This window comes from Neolewinella xylanilytica (assembly GCF_002934605.1).
Classification (GTDB): domain Bacteria; phylum Bacteroidota; class Bacteroidia; order Chitinophagales; family Saprospiraceae; genus Neolewinella; species Neolewinella xylanilytica.
In genome coordinates this window covers 350,116-366,022 of record NZ_PTJC01000007.1, presented here as the reverse complement: position 1 = coordinate 366,022, position 15,907 = coordinate 350,116, and the positions used below count along the sequence as shown (strand labels likewise).

Sequence of the window (15,907 nt, the reverse complement as noted above, 5' to 3'; positions counted from 1 at the left end):
CCGGCTGACGAGCCCCCCCCAGCACGCTTGTTCAGCAGATTTCGCCGCAGCGCATAGTACCCGGTTTACTCGTCAGACGGACTTTTAGCTGCGCTAAACGCATCCGGCTGACGAGCCCCCCCAGCACGCCTGTTCAGCAGCTTTCGCCGCAGCGCACGGGGCTCGCTTCTCGTCAGCGGAGTCCCCTGGGCGCGCAGCGCACGGGGCTCGTCTGACGAGTATCTTCACCCCATGCAAAAGCACCTGGTAGAAATCAAAGCCCGCACCCAAGACCACCACCACCTCCGCGCCACCCTAACCCAGGCCGGCGCCGACTTCCGCGGTACCGACCACCAGATCGACCGCTACTTCCGGGTTCCGGAGGGCCGGCTGAAGCTACGGATCGGCAATATCGAACGGAGCCTGATCTTTTACCGCCGCCCGAACCAGGCGGGCCCGAAGGATAGCTCGGTGTCGCTGACGGTACTTGAAACGGAAAGGGAGGCCGTCAGCCTAGCGCGTACCCTGGAGCGCGCCCTCGGCCTGTGGGTTACCGTCGACAAACAACGGGAAATCTATTTCATCGACAACGTCAAATTCCACCTCGATACGGTGGCCGGTCTGGGCACCTTCGTGGAGATCGAGGCGATCGGCGATGCGGAAGCGGAGCGGGGGCGGTTGCTCGAACAGGTCGACCGCTACCGTAAGCTGCTGGATATCGCGGAGGCGGATTTCGTTTCCGGGAGTTACAGTGACTTGCTGTTGCCGCCGGCTGACCGTGCGGCGTGATGGCACGGTTCCCCCGCTCCGTCGCCCGAAAAATTTAGTAACCTTACGCCATGAAAAACCCGCTCCCCCACCTCCTCGGATTGGGCCTGTTGGCCTGCGTCATTTCCTGCAGCAGCAACCGGCAGGCGGAAGCTCCGGCCGCTACCGACAGTACCCTGGCACCGCGCTGGTCGCCCGTATCCGTGCAAACCCGGCCTACCGCCCGCCACGAGGCCGCCTTCACCCGGGCCGGCGACTACGCCTACCTGCTGGGGGGACGCGGAATCAAACCGGTGGACATTCTCGACCCCAAAACGACGACGTGGTCGCAGGGCCCCGAAAGTCCCGTCGAAATCCACCACTTTCAACCCGTGGTCGTCGGCCAAGAGGTATACCTCATGGGCGCCATGACCGGCGGCTGGCCCGGAGAGCCCCCGCTGCCCAATATTTGGATCTACGATACGGAGGAAAACAGCTGGCGGAAGGGGCCGGAAATTCCCGCCGATCGCCGCCGCGGAGGGGCCGGAGCCGTACTGCACGAAGGCAGCATTTATCTGGTGTGCGGTATCCAAGACGGCCACCGCAGCGGCCACGTCGCCTGGCTGGACCGTTACGACCTGGAAACCGGCGCCTGGACCCGCCTGGCCGATGCCCCGCGTGCACGCGATCACTTCCAGGCGGTGGTCCACGACGGCAAGATCTACGCCGTGGCCGGCCGGCGCTCGCAGGTAGAGAACGGCTTCTCCACCACCATCGGTGAAGTGGACGTTTACGACATCGCCTCCGAAACCTGGACCACCCTGCCCGATACCCTGCCAACCCCCCGGGCCGGCAACGCGGCGGCAGTGGTCGACGGGAAGATCCTCGTAATCGGCGGGGAAAGCGGTGCCCAGGAGCTAGCCCACGCCGACGTAGAAGCCCTCGACCCTATAACCGGTACCTGGCGCAGCCTCCCGCCCCTCAGCCGGGGGCGCCACGGCACGGGGGTGGTGCAGTTCGGCGATCAATTATACATGGCCGCCGGCTGTGGCAAGCGCGGTGGCGAACCGGAACTGGACGACCTGATCGGAGCTTCCATCGACCGATGAAGGAGGCGTTTCCGGCCAAACTGCTCCTCTTCGGGGAGCACACCGTACTGCGGGGCGGGCGGGGACTTGCGGTACCCTACGACCGCTTCCGACTGCGTTGGGCGCGCGATGATGAGCCGGACGACCGCCTGCGGAACCTGGCCGCGGCCTTGGGCCAACTGGAGCTGCCCCTCCAATTCGACCGCCTGGTCGGCGAGTTGGAAGCAGGCTGGCAATTAGCGGGCGATATACCCCTGGGCTACGGACTCGGCAGTAGCGGAGCGGTATGCGCCGCGGTATTCGACCGCTACGCCTTGCCCGAAGCCCGCAACCGGACCACCGCCGAGCTGCGCACTACCCTGGCCCAAATGGAAAGCTACTTTCACGGCAGCAGCTCGGGTACCGACCCGCTCCTGGCCTATCTCCAACAACCACTGCTGCTTGGGGGCGACGGAAGCGCAGGAGTAACAGAACTCCCCGAAGGATGGGATTCCGGTTGGTTCCTCCTTGACACCGGCGCGACACGCAGCGGCTCGCCCTACATTCAACAATTTTTGGAGGCGTACGAACGCGACGCGGCCGCGATCCGGTCCGGATGGCTGGAACCCGCCGACCGGGCAATTGCGGCGCTGATGACCGGCAACCGCGGGGCGGTATACCGAAACCTGGTCACCTTGTCCGATTTTCAATTGGCTCGCTTCCCGGAATTCATTCCGGCCCCTTTCCGTTCGTTATGGGACGGTGGCGCTACCTACCGCCTCAAACTCTGCGGTGCCGGCGGGGGTGGTATGGTACTGGGGCTTGCGGAGGAGATTGACCGTACGCGGCAGCTGCTGGGGAAGCAGGCCATTTGGCTGGCTGATCCAGCATAAGGGTTTTCCCGGAGCCCGAAGGCTGAACGCCAGGCGGATCGGCCGAAACTCACTACGGACGAGCGATCGGGAACGCTATCGGGGTAGTACCTTAAATGATCAACATCGCATCACCGTAGGCGAAGAACTTGTACTTCTCCTTCTGGGCCTGGGCGTAGGCTTCGAGGATAAGCTCGATGCCACCGAAGGCACAGGTGGTGATGAACAGGCTGCTCTTGGGAAGGTGAAAATTGGTGAGCAGGTGATCGGGGATGTGGAAATCGTAGGGAGGGAAGATGAACTTGTTGGTCCATCCTTCGCTCGTGGCCAGCAGGCGCTCGGCGCTGACGCTGTTTTCCAGGGCGCGCAGCGTAGTGGTTCCTACGGCGCATACCAGGCCGCCATCCTTCTTCGTCGCATTGACCGTCTTGACGGCGGGTTGCTCGATCTTGTAGTATTCGGCGTCCATCTTGTGCTTCGACAGATCCTCGACCTCGATATCGCGGAAGGTGCCCAAGCCGAGATGGAGGGTGACCTCCGCGTTCTTGACCCCGGCGAGTTCCATGCGCATCAGCGTTTCCCGGCTGAAGTGAAGACCGGCGGTGGGGGCGGCGACGGCACCGAGTTCCTTGGCGAATACGGTTTGGTACCGTTCGGCGTCGCGGCTGTCGGCCTCCCGCTCGAGGAGTTTCGGCAGGGGGGTATTGCCGAGCCCGTGCAGTTCCTTGGTGAACTCGTCGTTGGGGCCGTCGTAGAGGAAACGAATGGTCCGCCCGCGGCTGGTGGTATTATCGACTACTTCGGCAACGAGGCGGTTGTTGCCCCGCTTGTCGTTGAAGTAGAGTTTGTTGCCAACGCGGATCTTCCGAGCCGGATCGACGAGTACGTCCCACAGCCGGGCCTGGCTGTTAAGCTCGCGCAGCAGAAAGACCTCGATGCGGGCCTGGGTCTTTTCTTTCAGTCCGTAAAGGCGGGCGGGGAAGACCTTGGTGTTGTTGAAAACCAGGGTATCACCTTCGCTGTAGTAGTCCAGCAAATCGGTAAACTGCTTGTGCTCGATGGCGCCGGTTGCCCGGTTGACGACCATCAGCCGGCTATCGTCCCGCCGCTTACTCGGGGTGCGCGCGATCAGTTTATCGTTTAGTTCGAACTTGAATTGCGAAAGTTTGGTCCTCATCCCAGGGTTTAGTTTTAGCTAGCGTATATACGAAACAGCGCGCAAAGGTAAGGGTTTCGGGTGAAAAGGTGCACCTGATCCGCTGCGGGGCTTGACCTTCGCACGAGCACGCCTCCCCGGCCGCTTGGTGGATGGGTCGATCGGGCCGGTTCCCTGGAAGGTCGCCGAATGCTTGGGACCAGGCCGAGGTGGGAGAAAATCCTTCTGTCCGTGCCTTCCCCGTCCGCTGATGCTTACCGTTCGTCGAGAATGGGGCTCCCGCGCGCCGGCGCCACCTTACCTTAGTCCTTTAACTCAGCCCACATGGTACTTTCTAAAGTCATCGCGGAAAGCTTCCGGCAGGCCCGCGCCCAGCTGACGGGGAACAAGTTGCGCACCTTTCTTTCCCTGTTAGGCATCTCGATCGGCATCTTTTGCATCATCGGGGTGCTTTCGGCGGTGCAGTCGTTACAAGATAATGTTTCCGGCAGCCTCGCCAAGTTGGGCGACGACGTGGTCTACATCGACAAGTGGCCCTGGAAGGACAATAGCGACGACTGGTGGGAATACTTTCAACGCCCCTACCCCGACCACGACGACTACGAGGCCCTGCGCGACAACCTGGCTACCGGAAAACTGGTCAACTACTGGACCGTACCCGACACCCGGGTCATCAAATACCAGGGAAAGGCCGTGGAAGGCGGCTACCTCTTCGTGACGACCTACGAACTCGACCGCTTATTCAACATCGAGGTGGACCGCGGTCGGTATTGGTCGGCTACCGAGTACCGTAACGGTACCGACCGGATCCTGCTGGGCTACTCCATTGCCGAGCAACTCTTCGGGCCCATCGACCCCATCGGGCGGGAGGTGAAGATGGGCGGCCGGAAGTACCAGGTGATCGGTACCCTCGCGCCGGCGGGCGACGACCTAATCAATCCGCTGGACTTCGACGACGCCATCATGGTGACCTACAACAATGCCGCACGCTTCATCAACCTCAAGAACCGCAACCAATACGGCGGCACCATTGGCGTGAAGGCGAAGGAGGGGGTAGAGATTCAGCGCCTGGAGGACGATATCCAGGGGATCCTGCGATCGGCGCGTCAGCTGCGGCCCCGGGAAACGGACAATTTCGCGCTCAACAAGCTGAGCATGACCGCCGATGCCCTGGGTAGTTTCTTCGGAGTACTCAACCTGATCGGGCTGGTCATCGGTGGCTTTTCGATCATTGTCGGCGCCATTAGCGTGGCCAACATCATGTTCGTGAGTGTCAAGGAGCGGACCAGCCTGATCGGGGTAAAGAAGGCCCTCGGTGCGCGACAGTACATTATCCTGCTCGAATTTCTTACCGAGTCCGTCATCCTCTGCATCATCGGGGGCATGATCGGACTGGCCATGGTGGTGGGCATCACGTCGATCATCAATATGTTCCTTCCCGCCTTTCAGATCAGCCTCAGCCTGTTCTATGCCATTACTGGGGTGGTTATTTCGGCCATCGTGGGCGTGTTGGCGGGCTTGATTCCCGCGCTGCTGGCGGCGCGGATGGATCCGGTGGAGGCGATGCGGAGCTAGTCTGAACAATGTACCGGTTCGCCGGGGTTGCTTGGACCATGCAGCAAGCTTTATTTATTGCCGGCGCCTTCGGGGCCGGTGCCCTGGTGTCGCTATACCTCACCGTGAATTCCCTGGTAACCGAAAAAGTGGGATCGCCGGTACTGGCCAGCCTGCCGTACTTCCTACTTGCCTTTACGATTACGCTGGCGGTCTTCCTCATTCGGGAGTCGCCGGCTGGTTTACCCAAGCTGTCGGAGGTGCCATGGTGGGCCTTGCTCACGGGTATCGGCGGCGCGGCGGCCGTACTGCTTTCCAATATTCTGATCGAGGAAATCGGTCCCGACCGCTACTTCGTGGCCGGGGTGGCCGGCCAGGTGATCGTTTCGGTGCTGCTGGCGCACTTCGCCCTGTTTGGAGTGGAAGAAAACGCGATCAACTGGCAGAAGGTGGTCGGGGTGGTGCTCTCCATCGGCGGCGTTTTACTAGTAGCCCTGGGCAACGCGGCTTCGGCCGAGTGAGCCCTACTGCACCCGGCGGGCGGCGGCTCCGGTAAATCCGGCGGCGCGGACCTTCTCCTGCAACGCGGTGGCTTCGTCCTGGAAATAAAACTTGCCGGTAAACACCCGATGTACGCTGCCGACCTTGGCCATCCACGCGTCGGCAAATCCCTTCGCCTTCAGTTGTTCCACCAGTGCGCTGGCATTGGTGGCGTTGCCGAAGGCACCGACCTGAACCCCGAACAGCATCACGTCCTCCGGAAAGGTTTCCGAAGCCTCGGTGGCAAGGCCTTTGGCGGCCGTCGCTTCCGGGGGGGCGGGGGGCGGCGAGCTAGCGGGTACGGTGGGGGCGGGGGGCGGCGTCGCGGCGCCGGTTTCGACCATGGGGCCACCGCCATTTTCCTCCCGCGATTCCCGCCGTTTTTCCGCCCGGGACCAAGCGGCCCGCTCGCAGGTAGGGCCGAGTGTACCCAGCTCGAGGACACGCAGCCGCACTTTGGCCACGCCCATTCGTAGCAGGCCGATGTCCGCGGCTGCGGCGCGGCTCAAATCGATGATCCGTTTCGGATTGTGGGGGCCGCAATCGTTGACCCTGACTTCTACGGATTGCCCGCTGACGACGTTAGTTACTTCCAGGCGGGTACCGTACGGATAGTCTTTACTGGCGGCCGTGTAGGCCTCCTTACTATACTTTTCCCCCGTGCTGGTAGGTTTTTCATGAAAGCGATCCGCGTAGTAGCTGGCCATTCCCTCTGCCTGCTGGGCCATGACGGAGAAGGACAACAGAAGACAGGCGGGGAGCAAAAACAGGGCGCGGGTGGGGAACGGAGAGAAGGCCATATGCGGGGGTTGACGGAAAAAGATAAGGGAAAAATGTAAATAAGGTTGACCGACGTAACAAAAGGGAACGGCCGGCCATTGAGGAGTAAAGCCCATCGTGAATGGGAATTCGCACACTAAAACAGTACATTTGAGGTGAACCATTTTCTTCACGCAACGGCAGTCCGATGCAGACGCAACTTGAGGATACCACCCTGTTCGAGGCCATCAAGAGGGGGGACCACCACCTCATCGACCAGCTTTACCTGCAACATCGGGATGCCTTCGTGACCTATGCCCAACGTCAGCTGTACGCCACGGAAGCGGATGCGGCAGACTGCTTTCAGGACGCCGTAATCGCTTTCTACAAGAACATCGTAAGCGGCAAGTTGCAGGAGCTGACGTGCTCCATCCGCACGTACCTGTTCAGCATCGGCAAACGGCTGGTATACCGGCGCAACAAAAAACGGCAGCGGGAGCCCGCGACCGATCACGAGGCGGGGATCAACCCGGCCGACGAACTCGACTGGAGCCTGATTGATCGCTTCGAGCATGCTCACCAGCAGGAAGTGTTGCAAACGGCGATGAACAAGATCGGCTCTCCCTGCCGGGAAATCCTGACGCTTTACTACTACCACCACTACCCGATTGAGAGCATCACCGAATCCGTAGGCCTGCCCTCGGACGGTGCCACCCGGATCAAGAAAATGCGTTGCTTAAAAGAGCTAAAGAAGCTCGTAAAACCCTAACCCCCATGAACCCTGAAGACCAGCAAGACCGGATCGATGCGTACCTGAGCGGCCAGCTGACCGATCCGGAGCGCTTCGAGCGGGAAATGCGCACCGACCCACAACTGCAATCTGAAATGGAAGCAACCCGTATGGCCCTGGATGCCATCCACATTAGCGAAACCAACCGCCTGAAGCGCCGCTTGCAGAAGCTGGAAAACGAGGCCGTCAACCGCCAGGAACCTCCGCAGGCCAAGGTCGTCTCCATCAACCGCAAGCGAAATCGCTCGCGGTATTCGTACGCTGCCGCCGCGACGGTGTTGATCGTGGTGGCCGCCTATTTCCTCCTGCGCCCCGCCGCCCAAAACGACGCCGTTCTGGCGATGGCCGCTTTCGAACCCTACGACAACATCGCCTTTACAATTACGAAAGGCGCAACGGCCGGGGAAGACCGCGCAACGGCCTACATCGCCTACGAACGGGCGGCTTTCGACGAGGCCGAAGCGGCCTTCCGCAGCCTTTCCAGCCCGAGCGCGCCGGATCGGTTCTACCTGGCGCAGAGCCTCCTGGCGCAGCAAAAATTTGCCGAGGCCGCTCCCCTCTTCGAGGAACTTGCCGGCCTGGACGACTTCAACTTGTCTCAGGAATCCGAATACTACGCCGCCCTCTCCCGGCTCGGCCTCGGCCAGCGCGAACGGGCCGAAGCGACCCTGCAGCGCATCACCACCGACGCGAACCACTCCAGCTATGCGGAGGCGGTCGACTTGCTCGAGGAATTGTAAAGCATTCCCATGACCGCCAAAATCGGGCTAGAAGACGTCCGCTTTCACGCCCCCCACGGTTTTTTCGATGAGGAGCAGTTGATGGGCAATGAATTCAGCATCGACGTGGCCGTCGAGGCCATGGTGGCCGATGCGGCCGAGCACGACGACCTGGGGGGAACGGTCAATTACGCCACCATCTATTACCTGCTCCAGGCGGAAATGAAAAAGCCGACCCGCCTGCTGGAAGCCCTCGCCCACCGCATGGCGGCACGCATTATGCACCAGTTCGACGGCGTACTTTCCGTAACCCTTAAGCTGCGCAAATTGCATCCGCCCCTGGGGGGACGCGTGGGGGCCGCCTTCGTGGAGGTTACGCTGTCGGATGCCTCCCAGGGCATGGCCGCGGTACCCGGACAACACACCTTCGAAGACGATGCAGATGACTTCGACGACGACTTCGGGGGTGGGAACTTCGACTTCAGCGGGTTTAAGCTTTAGGGCGCCCCCGATAGCAATCGGGGCGGCAGCAAACCAATGGGGTCGATAAAGGCTTATAGGAAAGCCTCAACAATCACCTTACATGTACCGCCGTTTCCTGCTCCTACTCTTCCCCTTGTTCTTCCAGGCATGCACCAGCCAGCAAATCAACCAAACCCTCCAAACCGTGCTGAACGGCGGGCTTAGCTCCCAGGACATTGCCAACGGGCTAAAGGAAGCGCTGCGCATCGGGGCGCAGGAGGGGGCGGCCGAACTGTCCGAACCGGGCGGCTACTTCGACGACCTGACTTACCGTATCCTGCTGCCGGAAGAAGTCCAGCAGGTGACCAACCGGCTCCAGGCGGTACCCGGATTCAGCGATCTGGAAGCCGTGATCCTCAAAAAAATCAACCAGGGGGCGGAAGACGCCGCCAGCAAGGCCGCTCCGATCTTCGTCGACGCAATCCGGAGCATGACCATCCAAGACGCGGTGAGCATCCTGCGGGGCGACGATAATGCCGCCACCCAGTATCTGCGGCAGAACACCTCCGACGCGCTGAGGGCGGAATTCGCCCCCGTGATCAATACCAGCCTGGATAAGTACGACGCCAATAAACTCTGGCTGGACGCCGCTACGGCTTACAATAACTTCCCGCTTACCCGGAACAAGGTAGAAACCGACCTCGGCGCCTACGTCACCCAACAAGCGCTGGACGGGCTATTCAAGAAAGTGGCCCTGAAGGAGGAAGACATCCGCGAAAACGTAGCGGCGCGCACCACGGATTTGCTCCGGCGGGTGTTTGCCCAGCAGGACGCAGTTAACTAACCAAGCCAAGCAAACAACACATGAAAATACAGGGCAGAAGAAAGAGTAGCAACGTTGAAGATCGCCGCGGCAGCGGGGGCGGTATGATGGGCGGCATGGGTAAGACCGGCGGCTTCGGCATTGGCACCGTCATCATCATGATCGTCGTTTTCTTCCTGGGTGGCAACCCACTGGACTACCTGGGCATAGGTGGCGGCGGCGGCCAGACACCGGCCCCCACCGAAACCACCCGGTCGGAGGGTGGAGTCGCTACCGGCGAGACCAACGCGGATATCGTGCAAGTCACGCTAGCGGAAACCGAGGATACCTGGAACCGGCTCTTTCCCCAACTCTACGAGGGCCAATACCGCGAGCCGGTACTGGTGATGTTCGACGGCCAGGTCCGCTCCGCCTGTGGATTCGCCAGCGCGGCTACGGGTCCCTTCTACTGTCCGGCCGACCAGAAAGTGTACATCGACCTCAGTTTCGCGGATCAGCTACGGCAGCGCTTCGGCGCGCCCGGCGATTTCGCGCTGGCCTACGTGATCGCGCACGAGGTGGGCCATCACATCCAGAACCAATTGGGCTACAGCCAGCGGGTCAGCCAGGCCCGCAACCGGATGAGCGAGGAAGATGCGAACGCCATGTCGGTACGACTGGAACTACAAGCCGATTACCTCGCCGGGGTATGGGCCCACGACGCGAAACAAAATGCTGACCTTTTAGAGCAGGGCGACATACAGGAAGGTATCCAGGCCGCCACGGCCATCGGCGACGACCGCCTGCAAATGGAATCCCAAGGCTACGTAGTCCCGGAAAGCTTCACCCACGGCACGTCAGAGCAGCGGGTCCGGGCGTTCACGGCTGGCTACCAAACCGGGGACGCGAGCCAGGGGGCACTGGACGAATACTTCAGCGCCCGGAATCTTTAAACGCTGGCCTCGCTGTAAATCTCCCCGATCTCTTCGAGGGTAGCATACAGCTTTTCCGTATCGAACTCGCTGACCAGCACCTTCCGGTACTGCTTGATGTGCGGCAGCCCCCGGAAGTAGTTCGTGTAGTGCCGGCGCATCTCCAGAATACCCAGCGTTTCTCCCTTCCAGGCGATGCTGCGGTCCAGGTGCTCGCGGGCGGCAGCTACCCGTTCGGCCGTAGTGGGCGGGTCAAGCAGTTGGCCGGTGGCGAAGTAGTGCTTAATCTCGCGGAAGATCCACGGATAGCCGATGGCGGCGCGTCCGATCATGATACCGTCCACGCCGTAGCGATCCCGGTAGGCGGCGGCCTTTTCGGGACTGTCGATGTCGCCGTTGCCAAAGATGGGTATTTGGATTCGCGGGTTGTCCTTGATCTTACCGATCAGCGTCCAGTCCGCTTCCCCCTTATACATTTGCTTGCGAGTTCGACCGTGAATGCTGAGGGCCTTTATCCCCACGTCCTGTAGCCGTTCGGCCACTTCTTCAATGTACTTGGTATTGTCATCCCAACCCAGACGCGTTTTTACCGTGACGGGCAAGTCCGTCCGGTCGACAATGGCTTTAGTAAGCTCGACCATCTTCGGAATATCCTGCAGTATGCCCGCGCCGGCGCCTTTGCAGACCACCTTTTTGACCGGGCAGCCGAAATTGATGTCCAGCACTTCCGGCCTGGCTTCGGTGACGATGTCGGCGGCCTGGACCATACTGTCCAGATTGGCCCCGAAGATTTGAATGCCGATAGGGCGTTCGTAGTCGTAGATGTCGAGCTTTTGTACGCTCTTATCGGCGTCGCGGATCAATCCCTCCACGCTAATGAACTCCGTGTACATCATATCGCAACCCTGCGCCTTGCAGAGGGCACGGAAGGGCGGATCGCTGACGTCCTCCATGGGGGCGAGCAGGAGGGGAAATGCTCCGAGTTCGATATCGGCGATCTTGACCATAAGTAACGTAGAATTCCGGTTGGTAGGCAATGCGGTACCGCTCGGCCGTCGGGGCCGCAAGTACCGCGGTTCAAAGGTAACGTATAGGGCAAAACGCTGGTTGCATGGAAGGGGAACCTAAGCATGGCGGGGCGGGTTGTGCATAAAAAACCCAACACTATGTACCACCCACGCCCTACCCTGCTATGCCTATTGCTCCTCGGGCTGCTCACCACTGCGTTCGCCACCGCCTGTGACGACGATGATGATTTTGCCCCCGCCAGTGACGCACTGGAACTGGTAGCGGAGATCGAGGGCGTACAGATCACCGGCATTACCGTCACCGATGAGGGGCGTGTATTCGGAACCTTTCCGCGTTGGCGGGAGGGCGTACCGTATACCCTGGCGGAGATTGTGGACGGGCAACCGGTCCCTTACCCTAGCACCGAGATGAACAACTGGGATATCGGTGACGCCCCGACGGATAAACTGGTAAACGTACAAAGCGCCATAGCCGTCGGCGATACGCTCTACGTCGACGACACCCGGAATCCACTCATGAACGGGCTGATCACCGCCCCCCGGATCCACCTGATCGATTTACGTACGAACTCCCTCCTACGCACCTACGACCTGCCGGACGGTACGACCTACCCCGAAACCTACGTCAACGACCTGCGGGTCGACCGCACCCGGCAGCTGGTCTACTTCACCGACTCCGGGCGGGGCGGCCTGATGGTGCTCGACCTGACTACGGGGAACAGCTGGCGCGTGCTCGACGGGCATCCGTCCGTGCAGGCGGAATTCGATACGCTCGTGATTGACGGCGACCCATTTATGATGGAAACCCCTTCCGACGGTATCGCCCTAGACAGTACGGGCGACCGCCTCCTCTATCACGCACTGTCGGGCTACACCCTTTACTCCGTTCCGCTGGATGCGCTCGCCGATAGCAGTGCGACCGACGTCGGCTCGGAGGTAACCACGGTAGCCACCACCCCCGCACCGGACGGGCTCTGGCGGGTGCCGGGCGCAACCCTTATGGCTGACCTGGAGAACCAGTCGGTCGTGCGGGTAACGGACGGCGGCAACGTCACAACCCTCGTCGAAGGGGAAGGCGTGGGTTGGGCCGACACCTTCACGGAATACGACGGCTACCTGTACTTCACGAACTCCAGAATTCCGGAATCCGATTCTACCGTGGCGGGTATGCTGTATCCAATTTGGCGACTGCCGCTTCGGTGATCGCCGCGGCGTCATTATAATACCTGACACATCGGATGTGACCGTACTGACTTTCTTGCCGATTGCTGAACTGGTGGCCCTGAGACATCTGTGGCAGATCGCGATGCTGCCTGCCACATCCGATGTGCCCCCGCGACAATAAATCCGTTCCATTTGATTATCCGTACTTTACATTTGAAATAAATAATTATACATGCCAATTTGGCGGAAACCCACCCCCTGACACATCCGATGTGTCACCCACCCCCTACCTTCACCCCCATGAGCAACCAAGGCAGTGTTATTTCCGACCACCGCGACAATTGGGTCCGGATCATTTTCTCGCACCCCGCCCACAACAGCATGCCCGCCCACCTACTGGCGGAGCTCGTCAACCACATCGACGCGGCAGGCCGGAACGACGAAGTAAAGGCGATCCTGCTCCGGAGCGCGGGAGAGGATACCTTCTGCGCCGGTGCTAATTTTGACGAATTACTAACCATCCAGGACGAAGAGGCCGGGCAGCAGTTCTTCATGGGTTTTGCCAACGTGATCCTCGCCATGCGCCGCTGCCCCAAGCCGATCGTGGTCGCCGTGCAGGGTAAAGCCATCGGCGGCGGAGTCGGTATAGCCGCCGCGGCGGATTACTGCATCGGCTGCCGCGCCGCTCAGGTCAAACTAAGTGAACTCGCTATCGCCATCGGCCCCTTCGTGATCCTGCCCGCCCTGATCCGCAAAATGGGACTGGCCGCCGCCAGTGAGATGTGCCTCGACACCGAATGGAAAGAAGCCAAGTGGGCACGGGAAAAAGGATTGTACCAAAAGGTCTACGACGGCCCCGAGGAACTTTTCCGCAACGCCCGGGTATTCGTCATCCGACTGGCCAATCAAAGCGCCACCGCCACCACCCGACTCAAGCGCAGTCTCTGGAGCGGCACCGATCATTGGCCGCAAGACCTCGCCGAACGGGCCGGCATAACCGGGCAACTCGTGCTGCAACCGGATGCCAAGGCCGCCCTGGCCAAGCTAAAGAAAAAGTAAAGTCGTCCCTGCCCATGCCCAAGTCCCACCTCGTAGTGCTCTCCGGCGCCGGTATCAGCGCCGAATCCGGCCTGAAGACCTTCCGCGACGCCAACGGCCTGTGGGAAGAGCACCGCGTGGAGGACGTAGCCACCCCCGAGGCCTTCGCTCGTGACCCGGAACTGGTCATGCGCTTTTATAATCTGCGCCGTGCCCAATTGTCCGCGGCTCAGCCGAACCCGGGTCACCGCCGCATCGCAGCGCTGGAAAAAGACTACCGGGTTACGGTTATCACCCAGAACGTGGACGATCTCCACGAGCGGGGCGGCTCCACCCGGGTGCTGCACCTCCACGGCGAGCTGACCAAGGTGCGGCCGGTCCACCGCGAAGACGGGGAAATCAGCTGGACCGGAGATCTCGCGATCGGCGACCTCGACGAAGCGGGCAACCAACTTCGCCCCCACATCGTCTGGTTCGGCGAGGCCGTACCCATGATCGAGCGGGCGGCAGAGGAAGTGCAGACCGCCGATGCGGTGATCATCATCGGCACTTCCCTGCAGGTGTACCCCGCGGCGGGACTGGTGGGCTTTGCGCCCGACACGGCACCGGTCATTTACATCGATCCCAGCCCGTCGGTGAGTTACGAGTTGCGAGCCCGTAAGCATTTGCACGTCCTGGAAATGGGTGGGAGCGAAGGAATGACGGAAGCCGCCAAGCTGCTGCGGGAACTCCTGTAAACGCTACCCGCCGAAACACCACGCGCGCCGTCCGGTACCGGGCGGCGCGCGTCATTTGTGTAAATCAGGACGATAAATTACCAGGGACTGATGCCCGTCTCCGGATTATTATCGTAACTGATGAATTGCCCCGTCGGTCCATCGGGTCCCGGCAGAGCAAAATCCACGATGCGGCCGGCACCGACGGATACGTCATTCGGCCCCGAGAAGTTATTGAATGCCGTGGCTGTGTAGCCCGGATCTACCACGTTGACCTTGAAGGCGGTGTCGCGCAGCTCGTATGCCAGCACGGTAGTATACGCATTCAGCGCGGTCTTGGAGGGCCCGTAGGCAGGGTGCTTATATGGGTAGTACTTCCACGACGGGTCGTGGTGCAGCGTCAGTGAGCCCAGCCCGGAGGTAACATTCACGATTACGGGCTGCGACGACTCCCGTAGCAGGGGGTAGAAGTTTTGTACCATGTCGATCGTCCCGAAGAGATTGGTATCGTAAACCTCCCTGATCGCGGCTACGTCCATCGTCAGGGCCCCTTGCTGCATACCGCCCGAAATACCGGCGTTGTTTATCAGGATATCCAGTCCGGTCCCCCGGTTGGTTACGGTTTCCTTCGCGGCCCGCACGCTGTCGGGATTACTGATGTCTACGACGACGGCTTCCACCTGCAAGAGTCCCTGCTCCTTCAGTTCGGCTACCGCGGCTTGCCCCCTGTCAAGGTCACGGCACCCGAGGTAAACATAGACGTTCCGTTGTAGGAGCTGGCGAGTCACTTCGAGTCCGATACTGCGGTTGGCGCCGGTTACGAATGCGTATTTCATATTGAATCGTTTGGTTTCCCCAAAGGTCTGGGGTCACCATCCGGCTCCCGTTGCCAAATGGCAACTAATCATCCGTTCCTACCCCGTTCTGCGTTGGCACCAGGCTACGACGGATACGGCTGAGCGAGGATTTGGTTACTCCAATGTACGAGGCGAGCAGGTGCAGCGGAATGCGGTTATGGAGGTCGGGAAAACGCTGCAGAAAATGGAGATAACGTTCCTCCGCGGTTTCGGAAAGCATGGGACTGATGCGATCCACCTTCTGGGTCATTCCGTGGGCAAGAAGGTGTAGAAAGAGCTCGTTCCAGCTGGGTATGCTTTCTGCCAGTTTCTCAAACGCCGAGCGGGAAATAGACAGCAGCTTACAGTCGGTGACCGTTTCTACGTACGCCGTCGTCGGCAAACGGTAGAGGTAGCTGCTACCGTCCGTCGTGATGTTCCCATTGTCGATGAAGTACTTGGTCACTTCCTTTCCCGTGTCGGTGTAGTAGTACACCCGGGTCACGCCATCCACCACAAACCAGAGCTCCTGGGGGATTCGGGCGGCTTCCGACAGCTTGGTCGCTTTGGGCAGGCTGATGGACCGGGTTACCTCCCGGATGCGCGCGCTATCCTGTGGGGTAAGGTGGCCGTATCGCTGTAGGTAAGTGATGAAGTGCTCCATGATGCTGCATGCCTGGTGTATACTACCATAATGCCTCGCCTTCGGCGTAGGTTGCGCAACGGGCGGCGGCGCGCGGGTGGGG

18 protein-coding genes are annotated in these 15,907 nt (G+C 60.7%); 13 read left to right on the top strand and 5 right to left on the bottom strand.

What is annotated here, in order from left to right; genetic code table 11:
* Window positions 1-231 precede the first annotated feature (231 nt).
* From CLV84_RS19475 to CLV84_RS19465, 3 genes are read left to right on the top strand one after another with little or no spacing between them, the layout of a single operon-like run.
* Window positions 232-768 carry a class IV adenylate cyclase gene (locus CLV84_RS19475; RefSeq protein ID WP_104421508.1) on the top strand — a complete coding sequence of 179 codons (537 nt, stop codon included), beginning with the start codon at window positions 232-234 and terminating at the stop codon, window positions 766-768.
* Between the two features lie 50 nt (window positions 769-818).
* Entirely contained in the window at window positions 819-1,835 is a 1,017-nt protein-coding gene (locus CLV84_RS19470) for a Kelch repeat-containing protein (protein ID WP_104421507.1), read from the top strand.
* Window positions 1,832-2,686: a mevalonate kinase family protein gene (locus CLV84_RS19465; protein WP_104421506.1), complete on the top strand. Its 855-nt coding sequence runs from the start codon at window positions 1,832-1,834 to the stop codon at window positions 2,684-2,686. The genes CLV84_RS19470 and CLV84_RS19465 overlap by 4 nt, the downstream gene beginning before the upstream one ends.
* 91 nt (window positions 2,687-2,777) lie before the next feature.
* Here CLV84_RS19465 and queA read toward each other — a convergent pair whose 3' ends face one another.
* Complete coding sequence (gene queA / locus CLV84_RS19460; RefSeq protein WP_104421505.1) at window positions 2,778-3,842, bottom strand: tRNA preQ1(34) S-adenosylmethionine ribosyltransferase-isomerase QueA; 1,065 nt, start codon at window positions 3,840-3,842, stop codon at window positions 2,778-2,780.
* Between the two features lie 303 nt (window positions 3,843-4,145).
* On the opposite strand from queA, the gene CLV84_RS19455 reads away from it, so the two are divergent.
* Both CLV84_RS19455 and CLV84_RS19450 read left to right on the top strand, forming a co-directional pair.
* The gene (locus tag CLV84_RS19455; protein ID WP_104421504.1) at window positions 4,146-5,396 is read left to right on the top strand and encodes an ABC transporter permease; all 1,251 of its coding nucleotides are present in this window, start codon (window positions 4,146-4,148) and stop codon (window positions 5,394-5,396) included.
* Window positions 5,397-5,434: 38 nt separating this feature from the next.
* On the top strand, window positions 5,435-5,896 hold the full coding sequence (locus tag CLV84_RS19450) for a DMT family transporter (protein WP_170067790.1): 462 nt from the start codon (window positions 5,435-5,437) through the stop codon (window positions 5,894-5,896).
* Window positions 5,897-5,899: 3 nt separating this feature from the next.
* On the opposite strand, the gene CLV84_RS19445 is transcribed toward CLV84_RS19450, so the two are convergent.
* A complete protein-coding gene (locus CLV84_RS19445; RefSeq protein ID WP_170067789.1) occupies window positions 5,900-6,715 on the bottom strand; it encodes a septal ring lytic transglycosylase RlpA family protein in 816 nt (271 codons plus the stop codon).
* A gap of 167 nt (window positions 6,716-6,882) precedes the next feature.
* Between CLV84_RS19445 and CLV84_RS19440 the strand changes: the two genes are divergently transcribed.
* The 5 genes from CLV84_RS19440 to ypfJ all read left to right on the top strand — a co-directional run bounded on the left by CLV84_RS19440 (window position 6,883) and on the right by ypfJ (window position 10,400).
* Window positions 6,883-7,443 (top strand): RNA polymerase sigma factor, encoded by a 561-nt coding sequence (locus CLV84_RS19440; protein ID WP_104421501.1) that lies wholly within the window; start codon window positions 6,883-6,885, stop codon window positions 7,441-7,443.
* Between the two features lie 5 nt (window positions 7,444-7,448).
* Window positions 7,449-8,204 (top strand): anti-sigma factor, encoded by a 756-nt coding sequence (locus CLV84_RS19435; protein ID WP_104421500.1) that lies wholly within the window; start codon window positions 7,449-7,451, stop codon window positions 8,202-8,204.
* A gap of 9 nt (window positions 8,205-8,213) precedes the next feature.
* Window positions 8,214-8,684 (top strand): dihydroneopterin aldolase, encoded by a 471-nt coding sequence (folB, locus tag CLV84_RS19430; RefSeq protein WP_104421499.1) that lies wholly within the window; start codon window positions 8,214-8,216, stop codon window positions 8,682-8,684.
* 82 nt (window positions 8,685-8,766) lie between these two features.
* A complete protein-coding gene (locus CLV84_RS19425) occupies window positions 8,767-9,489 on the top strand; it encodes a DUF4197 domain-containing protein (RefSeq protein WP_104421498.1) in 723 nt (240 codons plus the stop codon).
* Window positions 9,490-9,509: 20 nt separating this feature from the next.
* Window positions 9,510-10,400, top strand: coding sequence for a KPN_02809 family neutral zinc metallopeptidase (gene ypfJ, locus CLV84_RS19420; RefSeq protein WP_104421497.1), 891 nt, complete (start codon window positions 9,510-9,512; stop codon window positions 10,398-10,400).
* Here ypfJ and dusB read toward each other — a convergent pair.
* Entirely contained in the window at window positions 10,397-11,386 is a 990-nt protein-coding gene (dusB, locus tag CLV84_RS19415) for a tRNA dihydrouridine synthase DusB (RefSeq protein ID WP_104421496.1), read from the bottom strand. The two genes, ypfJ and dusB, sit on opposite strands and share 4 nt — an antisense overlap.
* 159 nt (window positions 11,387-11,545) lie before the next feature.
* Between dusB and CLV84_RS19410 the strand changes: the two genes are divergently transcribed.
* The 3 genes from CLV84_RS19410 to CLV84_RS19400 all read left to right on the top strand — a co-directional run bounded on the left by CLV84_RS19410 (window position 11,546) and on the right by CLV84_RS19400 (window position 14,346).
* The gene (locus tag CLV84_RS19410; protein WP_170067788.1) at window positions 11,546-12,610 is read left to right on the top strand and encodes an L-dopachrome tautomerase-related protein; all 1,065 of its coding nucleotides are present in this window, start codon (window positions 11,546-11,548) and stop codon (window positions 12,608-12,610) included.
* A 261-nt stretch (window positions 12,611-12,871) separates the two neighbouring features.
* The gene (locus CLV84_RS19405; RefSeq protein ID WP_104421494.1) at window positions 12,872-13,630 is read left to right on the top strand and encodes an enoyl-CoA hydratase/isomerase family protein; all 759 of its coding nucleotides are present in this window, start codon (window positions 12,872-12,874) and stop codon (window positions 13,628-13,630) included.
* Window positions 13,631-13,644: 14 nt separating this feature from the next.
* Window positions 13,645-14,346: a Sir2 family NAD-dependent protein deacetylase gene (locus CLV84_RS19400; RefSeq protein ID WP_104421493.1), complete on the top strand. Its 702-nt coding sequence runs from the start codon at window positions 13,645-13,647 to the stop codon at window positions 14,344-14,346.
* Between the two features lie 77 nt (window positions 14,347-14,423).
* Here CLV84_RS19400 and CLV84_RS19395 read toward each other — a convergent pair whose 3' ends face one another.
* Window positions 14,424-15,161 (bottom strand): SDR family oxidoreductase, encoded by a 738-nt coding sequence (locus CLV84_RS19395; RefSeq protein WP_104421492.1) that lies wholly within the window; start codon window positions 15,159-15,161, stop codon window positions 14,424-14,426.
* A gap of 64 nt (window positions 15,162-15,225) precedes the next feature.
* Window positions 15,226-15,825, bottom strand: coding sequence for a Crp/Fnr family transcriptional regulator (locus CLV84_RS19390; protein ID WP_104421491.1), 600 nt, complete (start codon window positions 15,823-15,825; stop codon window positions 15,226-15,228).
* Between the last annotated feature and the right edge of the window lie 82 nt (window positions 15,826-15,907).

Coding starts and splice junctions, on each gene's coding strand:
- CLV84_RS19475 (WP_104421508.1), top strand. CDS start 232: ATGCAAAAGCACCTGGTAGAAATCAAAGCCCGCACCCAAGACCACCAC.
- CLV84_RS19470 (WP_104421507.1), top strand. CDS start 819: ATGAAAAACCCGCTCCCCCACCTCCTCGGATTGGGCCTGTTGGCCTGC.
- CLV84_RS19465 (WP_104421506.1), top strand. CDS start 1,832: ATGAAGGAGGCGTTTCCGGCCAAACTGCTCCTCTTCGGGGAGCACACC.
- queA (WP_104421505.1), bottom strand. CDS start 3,842: ATGAGGACCAAACTTTCGCAATTCAAGTTCGAACTAAACGATAAACTG.
- CLV84_RS19455 (WP_104421504.1), top strand. CDS start 4,146: ATGGTACTTTCTAAAGTCATCGCGGAAAGCTTCCGGCAGGCCCGCGCC.
- CLV84_RS19450 (WP_170067790.1), top strand. CDS start 5,435: ATGCAGCAAGCTTTATTTATTGCCGGCGCCTTCGGGGCCGGTGCCCTG.
- CLV84_RS19445 (WP_170067789.1), bottom strand. CDS start 6,715: ATGGCCTTCTCTCCGTTCCCCACCCGCGCCCTGTTTTTGCTCCCCGCC.
- CLV84_RS19440 (WP_104421501.1), top strand. CDS start 6,883: ATGCAGACGCAACTTGAGGATACCACCCTGTTCGAGGCCATCAAGAGG.
- CLV84_RS19435 (WP_104421500.1), top strand. CDS start 7,449: ATGAACCCTGAAGACCAGCAAGACCGGATCGATGCGTACCTGAGCGGC.
- folB (WP_104421499.1), top strand. CDS start 8,214: ATGACCGCCAAAATCGGGCTAGAAGACGTCCGCTTTCACGCCCCCCAC.
- CLV84_RS19425 (WP_104421498.1), top strand. CDS start 8,767: ATGTACCGCCGTTTCCTGCTCCTACTCTTCCCCTTGTTCTTCCAGGCA.
- ypfJ (WP_104421497.1), top strand. CDS start 9,510: ATGAAAATACAGGGCAGAAGAAAGAGTAGCAACGTTGAAGATCGCCGC.
- dusB (WP_104421496.1), bottom strand. CDS start 11,386: ATGGTCAAGATCGCCGATATCGAACTCGGAGCATTTCCCCTCCTGCTC.
- CLV84_RS19410 (WP_170067788.1), top strand. CDS start 11,546: ATGTACCACCCACGCCCTACCCTGCTATGCCTATTGCTCCTCGGGCTG.
- CLV84_RS19405 (WP_104421494.1), top strand. CDS start 12,872: ATGAGCAACCAAGGCAGTGTTATTTCCGACCACCGCGACAATTGGGTC.
- CLV84_RS19400 (WP_104421493.1), top strand. CDS start 13,645: ATGCCCAAGTCCCACCTCGTAGTGCTCTCCGGCGCCGGTATCAGCGCC.
- CLV84_RS19395 (WP_104421492.1), bottom strand. CDS start 15,161: ATGAAATACGCATTCGTAACCGGCGCCAACCGCAGTATCGGACTCGAA.
- CLV84_RS19390 (WP_104421491.1), bottom strand. CDS start 15,825: ATGGAGCACTTCATCACTTACCTACAGCGATACGGCCACCTTACCCCA.